The organism is Candidatus Aquicultor sp. (assembly GCF_054640775.1).
In genome coordinates, this window is record NZ_JBTSLF010000113.1 from 1 (window position 1) to 8,707 (window position 8,707).

At 52.5% G+C, this 8,707-nt stretch carries 8 protein-coding genes; 1 reads left to right on the top strand and 7 read right to left on the bottom strand.

Annotated features, from left to right (window positions below; translation table 11 throughout):
* The 4 genes from gltX to ACYC56_RS09750 all read right to left on the bottom strand — a co-directional run.
* The coding region (gene gltX / locus ACYC56_RS09735) for a glutamate--tRNA ligase (protein WP_461373986.1) at positions 1–720 on the bottom strand (720 nt) is incomplete at its 3' end.
* A gap of 15 nt (positions 721–735) precedes the next feature.
* The gene (gene ispF, locus ACYC56_RS09740; RefSeq protein ID WP_461373987.1) at positions 736–1,215 is read right to left on the bottom strand and encodes a 2-C-methyl-D-erythritol 2,4-cyclodiphosphate synthase; all 480 of its coding nucleotides are present in this window, start codon (positions 1,213–1,215) and stop codon (positions 736–738) included.
* Positions 1,216–1,353: 138 nt separating this feature from the next.
* Complete coding sequence (gene ispD / locus ACYC56_RS09745; RefSeq protein ID WP_461373988.1) at positions 1,354–2,085, bottom strand: 2-C-methyl-D-erythritol 4-phosphate cytidylyltransferase; 732 nt, start codon at positions 2,083–2,085, stop codon at positions 1,354–1,356.
* Positions 2,066–3,145: a PIN domain-containing protein gene (locus ACYC56_RS09750; RefSeq protein ID WP_461373989.1), complete on the bottom strand. Its 1,080-nt coding sequence runs from the start codon at positions 3,143–3,145 to the stop codon at positions 2,066–2,068. Before ACYC56_RS09750 ends, ispD begins: the two co-directional genes overlap by 20 nt.
* A gap of 375 nt (positions 3,146–3,520) precedes the next feature.
* On the opposite strand from ACYC56_RS09750, the gene ACYC56_RS09755 reads away from it, so the two are divergent.
* A complete protein-coding gene (locus ACYC56_RS09755; protein WP_461373990.1) occupies positions 3,521–3,916 on the top strand; it encodes a nucleoside triphosphate pyrophosphohydrolase family protein in 396 nt (131 codons plus the stop codon).
* Positions 3,917–3,926: 10 nt separating this feature from the next.
* On the opposite strand, the gene disA is transcribed toward ACYC56_RS09755, so the two are convergent.
* From disA to ACYC56_RS09770, 3 genes are all read right to left on the bottom strand, one after another.
* Positions 3,927–5,000: a DNA integrity scanning diadenylate cyclase DisA gene (disA, locus tag ACYC56_RS09760; RefSeq protein WP_461373991.1), complete on the bottom strand. Its 1,074-nt coding sequence runs from the start codon at positions 4,998–5,000 to the stop codon at positions 3,927–3,929.
* A gap of 214 nt (positions 5,001–5,214) precedes the next feature.
* Entirely contained in the window at positions 5,215–6,570 is a 1,356-nt protein-coding gene (gene radA / locus ACYC56_RS09765; protein WP_461373992.1) for a DNA repair protein RadA, read from the bottom strand.
* Positions 6,567–8,707: ATP-dependent Clp protease ATP-binding subunit (locus ACYC56_RS09770; protein ID WP_461373993.1), on the bottom strand; the 2,141-nt coding region annotated here is incomplete at its 5' end. The genes radA and ACYC56_RS09770, both read right to left, overlap by 4 nt.

The following is an 8,707-nucleotide window of genomic DNA, read 5'->3' on the forward strand; positions in this document are numbered from 1 at the left end:
GTTATGCGCAAACTTAGGCACCGGATAGCCCAGCGCTTTGATCAGGGGAACGTGCTTGGCGGTGTTCGTGATATGGTCCTCTCCCCGAATCACGTGGGTAACCTTCATCTCGCCGTCATCGACCACAACGGCCAGGTGAAACGATGGTGTACCGTCGGAGCGCAGGATAATAAAGTCGCCGATGACATCGCTCGAAAACTCTATTTCTCCCCGTACCACGTCATGGACGGTTATCTTCTCATCCGGAACGCGAAAGCGGATGGCGGGCTTTTTGCCCTGGGTGGCGCACTCGGATTCCTGTTCGGCGGTCAGGCTACGGCAAGTGCCCTCGTATTTAGGCATTAATCCCCCGGCGAGCCGTACTTTCCTTCGCTCTTCCAGTTCCTCGGGGGTGCAATAACAGCGGTACGCCTGGCCCGAGTGAAGCAACTCATCTACCTTATGCTGATACAGCCCCAGCCTCTCGCTTTGCCGGTAAGGACCATAGGGGCCTCCGGCATCCGGTCCTTCGTCCCAGTTCAACCCCATCCACGCAAGGTCCTCAAGAATCGAACCCTCAAACTCAATGGTCGAGCGGCTTCTATCCGTATCTTCAATCCTAACGATGAAAGAACCCTGCTTTTTTCTGGCGTACAGCCAATTCAAAAGCGCCGTGCGCGCGGTACCTATATGCAGGTGCCCGGTCGGACTCGGCGCAAACCTAACCCGTATCTCACTCATTTTGTTTGGTATCCCTCACTCCAAGATCTCTTCCACCAATACAACCGCCTGCGCGGCCACGCCTTCGCCCCGCCCCGTGTAGCCGAGACCTTCTGTCGTGGTGGCTTTAATGCTGATTTGCGACACATCCAGCCCCGTAACCTCGGCAAGAGCCTCCCGCATGTGCTGCCTATGCGAGGCGAGCTTCGGCATTTCGAGGATGGCTATCGCATCGATATTCGCTAATTTATATCCCCGGTTTTGCAATATGGCAACAGCGTCTTTGAGAAGTTTAAGGCTGGATATACCTTTGAACTGCAGGTCGGTATCGGGAAAGTAATGCCCGAGGTCACCGGCGGCCACAGCACCGAGCATCGCGTCGATGATCGCATGCGTCAGCACGTCGGCGTCGGAAAACCCTTCCAGCCCCATCTCGAACGGGATGGTGACCCCGCCGAGAACCAGCGGGCGCCCCTCTATAAACCTGTGCACATCAAATCCGATTCCAATCCTCATCCAACCCTCACCGCTTTACCCAGCTCCCATAAACCACGTTTTTGACCTTCATCAATTCGTAATTCACCCGCGCTCTAGACCCGTATCATTCGACATTCGACATTCGTAATTCGAAATTCCCCAGGCCTGTTCACTATTTCACCGGCTTTCTACTATCACCCCAGCTAATACCAGGTCAACCGGGGTAGTGATTTTTATATTCTCCTCTAAGCCCATAATTACCTTTATTTTGCTTCCATACCTTTCCATTAGCATGGAATCGTCAGTCCCATAAAAATCCTCTGCTCTGGCGTTTTCATGGGCGCGCAAAAGCGGCTCAAAAAGAAACGCCTGTGGGGTTTGGACCTGCCATGTCTTCGAGCGATTAGGGGTCTCGACTACGAAGCCGCCACCAACGAGCTTGATCGTGTCTTTTGCCGGGATACCGACAACCACGCCGTCGCACTCCACCAAGTTCGTTATTACATCGTCGATAAGGCGCGGTGTGACAAGCGGTCTCGCGCCGTCATGAACTACCGCGATTTTTACCCTTTCGAATTCACGTGCGGCTTTAAGGCCGTTATAGACCGAGTCCTGGCGCTCGGAACCGCCGATGACCACCCGGTTCGTTCCGTTCATTCCGTTCGCTTTTGCAATAGAATATGTATCGATAAGGGAGAGACACCTATCGAAGTTTTCTTCCGCAGTAATAACGATAATCGTGTCGATCGATGAAGCCTGCTGGAAAGCGGCAAGCGTATGTGCAAGCACCGGTTTTCCCGCGAGCGGTAAGAATTGCTTGCCGCCCTCCGCTCCCATACGCGTGCCCTTTCCCGCAGCGACTATCAAGGCCAGATTCATTCCGGTCGTATCACCTGCTTCTATCTCCATCCTTCATCCGGCCGAATATCATGCGACCAGCCGGCGTCTGCAAAACGCTGGTCACCATTATTTCTACTTCTTCCCCGACGTGGATTTTCCCACCATCGACGACGACCATAGTGCCGTCATCGAGATACCCCACGCCCTGGCCGGCCTCTTTGCCCTCGCGAATGAGACCGACAAACATCTCCTCACCCGGAAGGACAACCGGCTTAAGCGAGTTTGCAAGCTCGTTCAGATTCAACACCTGCACGCCTTGCAACTCGGCTATTTTGTTAAGATTATAATCGTTAGTCAATATCGGAGACTTCGTCTCACTGCCCAGCCTTACCAGCTTGGCATCGACATCTCCCAGGTCAGGATAGTCGCGCTCGAGAATCTCCAAACGTAACCTCGGCTCGTTCTGGAGGCTTTTTAGAATATCCAGCCCCCTTCTTCCCCTGTTGCGCTTTAGCGAGTCTTCCGAATCCGCAACCATCTGCAGCTCCCTGAGAACGAATCTCGGCAATGTAAGCGAGCCTTCGATAAAACCGGTCTTCGCGACATCGGCGATACGCCCGTCAATAATAACGCTGGTATCCAGAAGCTTCGACGTTCCCAAGTCAAGACGAGCTTTTTCTGTGGTGTGAGCTTTAGGAATAGGTAATGATCGTATGAATAATTGCAGGTCTTCCTTTCTCTTAAGAGATAGGCGAATACCAAGATAGCCAAGCACAACGAAAGCGAATATCGCTATCGAGAATTGCAGGAAAGGAATTTGAATGAGGCCGAAAGGCCATGAAACCAACAAGGCCAAAGCCAGCCCCGCAAGCAGGCCGACAAAGGCAAGGACAAGATCGGCTGCCGGTAGTTTTTGCGCCTTGTTCTCTAGCCAGGTTAGCGATTTCATTAACCGGCGACCAATAACGCCACCTAACACATACCCGATGCCAACTCCAAGGATAATATATAGGATAAGTGCAAATATCTTATACTGGGCGAGCGGGCTCGGCATGGGGGCGGCTTTCGCCAATTCATAGGCTCCAATTGCGCCGGTTACAATGAACACGATGCGTATCAACTGTAACACTACTAACACCCCTATACTTTATTTCGATGTGCGTATCTTACAACGTCACCTCCTCCCCAGCACTCTTCTACTGTACCGACTAGCATTTTTTAGAATAGCATAGAAATAACATTATTAGCTACGAGCAGATATAACCGATATATCGCTTTTACCTCATTAAACCAGCGGCCGTCTGCCCGGTTACCAGCCTTCCCACTATTTGTTCCCTTGCCTTACAACCGCTAATCAAGCCATAAAAGAATTGAACGGTAACACTGCTAACGTTATACTGCTATGTGATATTGTTCATTAATAGTACCAGCCCTAATTCAACTTGACAAACGCAAGAATTATTTACTACCATAAATTAAGCCGGAACCGTCGCAAGGGGTGAATATGCGAGACAAGAACTGCCAGCAATTTCAAAATTCTGTGTCGGAGTATCTTGTCCGTCACCGTAGCGTTCTGGATGTGATGTCAAAGCTCCAGGAGGCAAGCGCCCATGTAAACCGCGCTATCGTAAAATCGGTTACGACATGCGGCTGCCTTAAGATAGAAGCCTCAAAGCCATCGATTCCCCACAACGCAACGCTCTCTGAGCTTGCCAATTTCATGCAAACCCACCTTGAGGGATCCCTGTGCCCCAATTGCTCCGAAGTCCTGGAAAATGAACTGGGAAATGCACTGTTCTACATGGCCGGCGTATGCGCCCTTCTAGGATTGGACATGGATAGAATAATGTGCAAAGAAAACAACCGCCTTGAAATGCTCGGCATGTACAACCTCATGTAGGTAAAAAAATTTAGATGTAGCGCTCGAGGATATTGTATTCTTTCAGTCTCTGAAGCCCGTCTTTAATCGCCTTCGCTCTCGCGATACCGATGTTATCGACCGAATTAAGTTCATCGGTACTGGCGCCCATAATTGCTTGCAGGTTGTGGAACCTGCCCACGATTTTATCGATGATATTTAACGGAAGCCTCGGGATTTCGCTCAGCAAACGGTATCCCCTAGGATGAACCGGCTGCTCAAGCAAATCAACGACCTCTTCATATCCCAGTATTTGAGCGATCTTACTAAGATCCAACAGCGCTTCGGGAGTGAGATCGGCAAGCTTGTCTTTGATCTCGTCTACCTTGTCCGGCTCAAGCGCATAGTCCTTGATAATCGTCGTCGATTTCTCCTCGGTGTTTCCGGACAGTTCGTCGAGCTGCATCCGGATCAGGCGACCCTCGGTCCCCATCTCGCTGATGTAGCGATCGACCTCACGCGACACACGCCCAAACATCTCGGAGCGCTGCAGCACGGTCACCACATCGAGAAGCGTCACCAGGTCTTCAAACTCAAGCGCGCTTAGGTTCGCCAGAACCTCATCGAGACGGACCTTATATTTCTCAAGCGTCTGCAACGCCTGGTTGGCTTTCGCAAGAAGAATCCTGATATCCTGTAAGGCGTATTTTATCCCATCGAGGTAGAGCGAAATAATATCTCGCCGCTGCGAAATCGAGATGACGAGGGCTTTTGTCTGCCTGGCCACACGCTCGGCGGTACGATGGCGCATTCCCGTTTCGCTGGTCGGAAGGGTCGGGTCGGGGACGAGGTGTACGTTCGCCCGCAAAATGTGACTGAGACCATGATCCATTATTATCGCGCCGTCCATCTTCGCAAGCTCAAAAAGGCGCTGTGCAGAAAACTCGACAAAGAGTTCAAAACCACCGTTGCAGAGCGGCTCCACTTCCTCAACATCACCGATGATGATAAGGGCACCGGAGCGTGCGCTTAAGATGTGCTCCAGGCCTTCCCGAAGTTCGGTGCCCGGAGCGACCTTTTCAAGCGCTCTTACCAGCTCTCTCTCTGCTCGACGATCAAACAGCATGTATGCTCCCAAAGTTAATGCCTTGCCTTAGTCCGGTATTCCCGGTGTATTACAGTGCGTTTGGACGTATATCCAAACGCAAACTTGCCTATAAGCTACTATTCTTACACTAGTTGATTATGATAACCAATTTTTAATATTAAATCCATCGGCGGGAACCGCTCGCTTTTTAACGCCTAATTCAGCGGTTTAAGCTACCTTTAGCTAAATTTAGCTAACTAATATAGTCCAGCGCTTGACCCAGGTTCTTTGCCCTTAACAAATCCAGCTTCAACGAGCCGGGGTTTCTCAGCTCTTGATCAGGAATAATCGCCCTTTTGAAACCAAGCTTTGCAGCTTCCTTGATGCGCTGCTCGAGCTGGTTCACAAACCGTACCTCGCCGGCCAGACCCACTTCACCGATCGCCAGTACATCCGGCGACACCACGATATCTTTATGCGCCGAAGCCACGGCTAAAGCAATCCCTAAGTCCGCTGCCGGCTCGTTTACCTTCACGCCGCCGACCACATTGACGTAAATATCCTCCTGGCCTAAACGCACGCCAAACCTGCGGTCAAGCACCGCCACCATAAGGTTGAGCCTGTTGTAATCAAGCCCGGTCGCCAAACGCCGGGGCATAGACAGGTGCGAATCCGTTACCAGGGACTGTAGCTCGACAAGAAGCGGCCTTGTGCCCTCCATCGTAGCGATAACTATCGAGCCGGATGAGTTTTCCGGACGCTGGCTTAAAAAGAGCGCCGAAGGGTTCGTAACCTCTATCAAGCCCGCATCGGTCATCTCGAAAATACCGATCTCGTTGGTCGAGCCGTAGCGGTTCTTAACGGCCCGGATAATCCTGAACGATTGGTAATTATCACCCTCGAAGTAGAGGACGCTATCCACCATATGCTCGAGTACCCTCGGACCCGCAATCGAGCCCTCCTTGGTCACGTGACCCACGATAAACGTCGGTAAATGGATGCTTTTTGCGATCCGCATAAGGTAATGCGTGCATTCGCGCACCTGACTCACGCTCCCCGGGGCGGACGGGATGTCCGGGTGAAACATCGTTTGTATCGAGTCGATGATCATCAGCTGCGGCTCAAGCGTTCGCACCTGATGATCGATCATAGTCACGTCGACTTCGGAGAGAAGCAGCAAATCCGGTGAGAGCGCTCCGAGACGGCTCGCCCTTAACGATATCTGCCGTACCGATTCCTCGCCGGAGACGATCAGCACCCGTCCGATTCTTCCCGCGAGTTGATTTGCCATCTGGAGGAGCAGCGTTGATTTGCCAATCCCCGGCTCCCCTCCGACCAACACCAGAGACCCCGGCACAACACCGCCGCCTAAGACCCGATCAAGCTCCGGCAGACCGGTCGCGATCCTGATTTCTTTCCCAATAGCGATCTCCGTTATCGGCTGGGCTTGTTCAGATGGAGTTAATTTTCTTGAAGAAAACGAGATGTCAGGCTCTAGGGGTTCCTCGACCATGGTATTCCACCCACCACAATCGGGGCACCGCCCCAACCATTTAGGAGCGGTGCACCCACAAGCCTGACATCTGACTATGTATTTGGTTTTGCTCATTCACGCCCACCGGCTGCGCCGATTTGCGCCGGCTCCAGTTTGGTGAAGTCGATTTTACCGTCTTTACCGGTAACTAGTATCTTTATGCCAGCCTTATAGAAGCCGGAGAGCAAGCCTTCGGAGAGCGGATCCTCAACGAAGCGCTGTATCGCGCGACGCAGAGGCCGTGCCCCCATCGACGGCTCGTAGCCCTCTTTCACCAGGATATCTTTTGCTTCCTCATCGAGTTCGACTTCGATGGCCTGTTCTTTAAGCTGGTCGACAACTCGCTTAAACAAGAGATCGACGATCTGTTTGATGTCGTCTTTGGTCAACTCATGGAAGACGATGACATCGTCCACACGGTTCAAGAACTCGGGACGGAACGTCTTCTTGATTTCGCCCATGACCTTATTCTTCATATCGGCGTATGCGATGCCCTCCTGGGTCTTACCGAACCCGAGCGGCGTTCCCTTCTGGATGTAGCGGGCACCGAGGTTCGACGTCATAACCAGGATAGTATTCTTAAAGTCGACGGTACGACCCTGGGCATCCGTCAAACGACCGTCCTCAAGTATCTGCAGCAGGATGTTAAATACATCCGGATGCGCTTTCTCTATCTCGTCGAGCAAGATAACCGAGTACGGACGCCTCCGAACCTGCTCTGTCAACTGGCCGCCCTCATCGTAACCCACATACCCCGGAGGTGAGCCCACCATACGCGAAACGGTGTGCTTCTCCATGTACTCCGACATATCGAGCTGGATAAGCGCGCTTTCGTCGCCGAAGAGAAACTCGGCGAGCGCCTTTGCAAGCTCGGTTTTACCCACGCCAGATGGCCCCAGGAAGATGAACGAGCCCGATGGACGCTTCGGGTCTTTAAGACCGGCTCTCGTCCGTCTAATCGCCTTTGAGATGGCTTTAATGGCTTCATCTTGGCTGATGATCCTCTTATGAAGTTCATCTTCCATCCGAAGAAGCTTCGCTGTCTCTTCCTCTGTCAGCCTGAAGACCGGGATTCCCGTCCAGGTTGATACGACATCCGCTATTTGATCCTCGGTAACCGTTGCTACCGGCATATGAGCGAGCGCCTCCCAGGTCGAATCCTGGCCGCTCAATTCTATCTCAATGCCTCGCTCTTTATCCCGAATTACCGCTGCTTTTTCAAAATCCTGAACCGCGATCGCCGCCTGTTTCTCGCGTCGCAGAGTACGTAAATCTTCTTCAACCGTCATCGTTTCCGGCGGGATGACCATCCTCTGCATGCGTACCTTAGAAGCGGCTTCGTCCACAAGATCGATAGCTTTATCCGGAAGGAATCGATCCGATATATAGCGGTCGGCCAGCTGCGCTGCAGCGATCAACGCATCATCGGTGATGGTTACTTTGTGGTGCTCCTCATAGCGTTCACGTAAACCCTTCAAGATGTCTACGGTCTCCTGAACCGAAGGCTCACCGACCTTGATCGGCTGGAACCTTCTTTCCAGAGCAGCGTCTTTCTCCACGTGCTTGCGGTATTCATCGAGCGTTGTCGCACCTATCGTCTGCAACTCGCCCCTTGCAAGCGCGGGTTTTAGTATACTTGCAGCATCGATTGCACCCTCGGCGGCACCTGCGCCGACCAGGTTATGCATTTCATCCACGAACAGGATAATATCGCCCCGCTCGCGTATCTCTTTCATAACCTTCTTCAAGCGCTCCTCAAACTCGCCGCGGTACTTCGACCCGGCGACCAGTGCACCTAAATCAAGGGTGTAAATCTCCTTATTCTTAAGGATATCCGGCACTTCGTTGTTGGCTATCCTCTGGGCAAGCCCCTCAACAACTGCGGTTTTGCCGACGCCCGGCTCGCCGATGAGGACGGGATTGTTCTTCGTCCTACGGCTCAATATCTGCATGACCCGCTCGATCTCTTTCTCGCGCCCGATAACCGGGTCGAGCTTCTTCTCGTGAGCAAGCCGGGTGAGATTGCGACCGAACTCATCGAGCAGTGAACCGCTGCCGTACGTTCTACCATAGCTACTGGGCTCACTGCCGGACTTACCATAATAACCGCTCAAGAGCTGTATGACCTGGTTTCTCACGCGATCGAGATCGGCGCCCAGGTTGTACAACACTCGTGCAGCCACTCCCTCGCCTTCTCGAATGAGGCCTAAAA

Bases quoted from the DNA above. Each gene is read 5' to 3' on its own strand.
- ispF (WP_461373987.1), bottom strand. From the start codon at position 1,215: ATGAGGATTGGAATCGGATTTGATGTGCACAGGTTTATAGAGGGGCGC.
- ispD (WP_461373988.1), bottom strand. From the start codon at position 2,085: ATGGAGATAGAAGCAGGTGATACGACCGGAATGAATCTGGCCTTGATA.
- ACYC56_RS09755 (WP_461373990.1), top strand. From the start codon at position 3,521: ATGCGAGACAAGAACTGCCAGCAATTTCAAAATTCTGTGTCGGAGTAT.
- disA (WP_461373991.1), bottom strand. From the start codon at position 5,000: ATGCTGTTTGATCGTCGAGCAGAGAGAGAGCTGGTAAGAGCGCTTGAA.
- radA (WP_461373992.1), bottom strand. From the start codon at position 6,570: ATGAGCAAAACCAAATACATAGTCAGATGTCAGGCTTGTGGGTGCACC.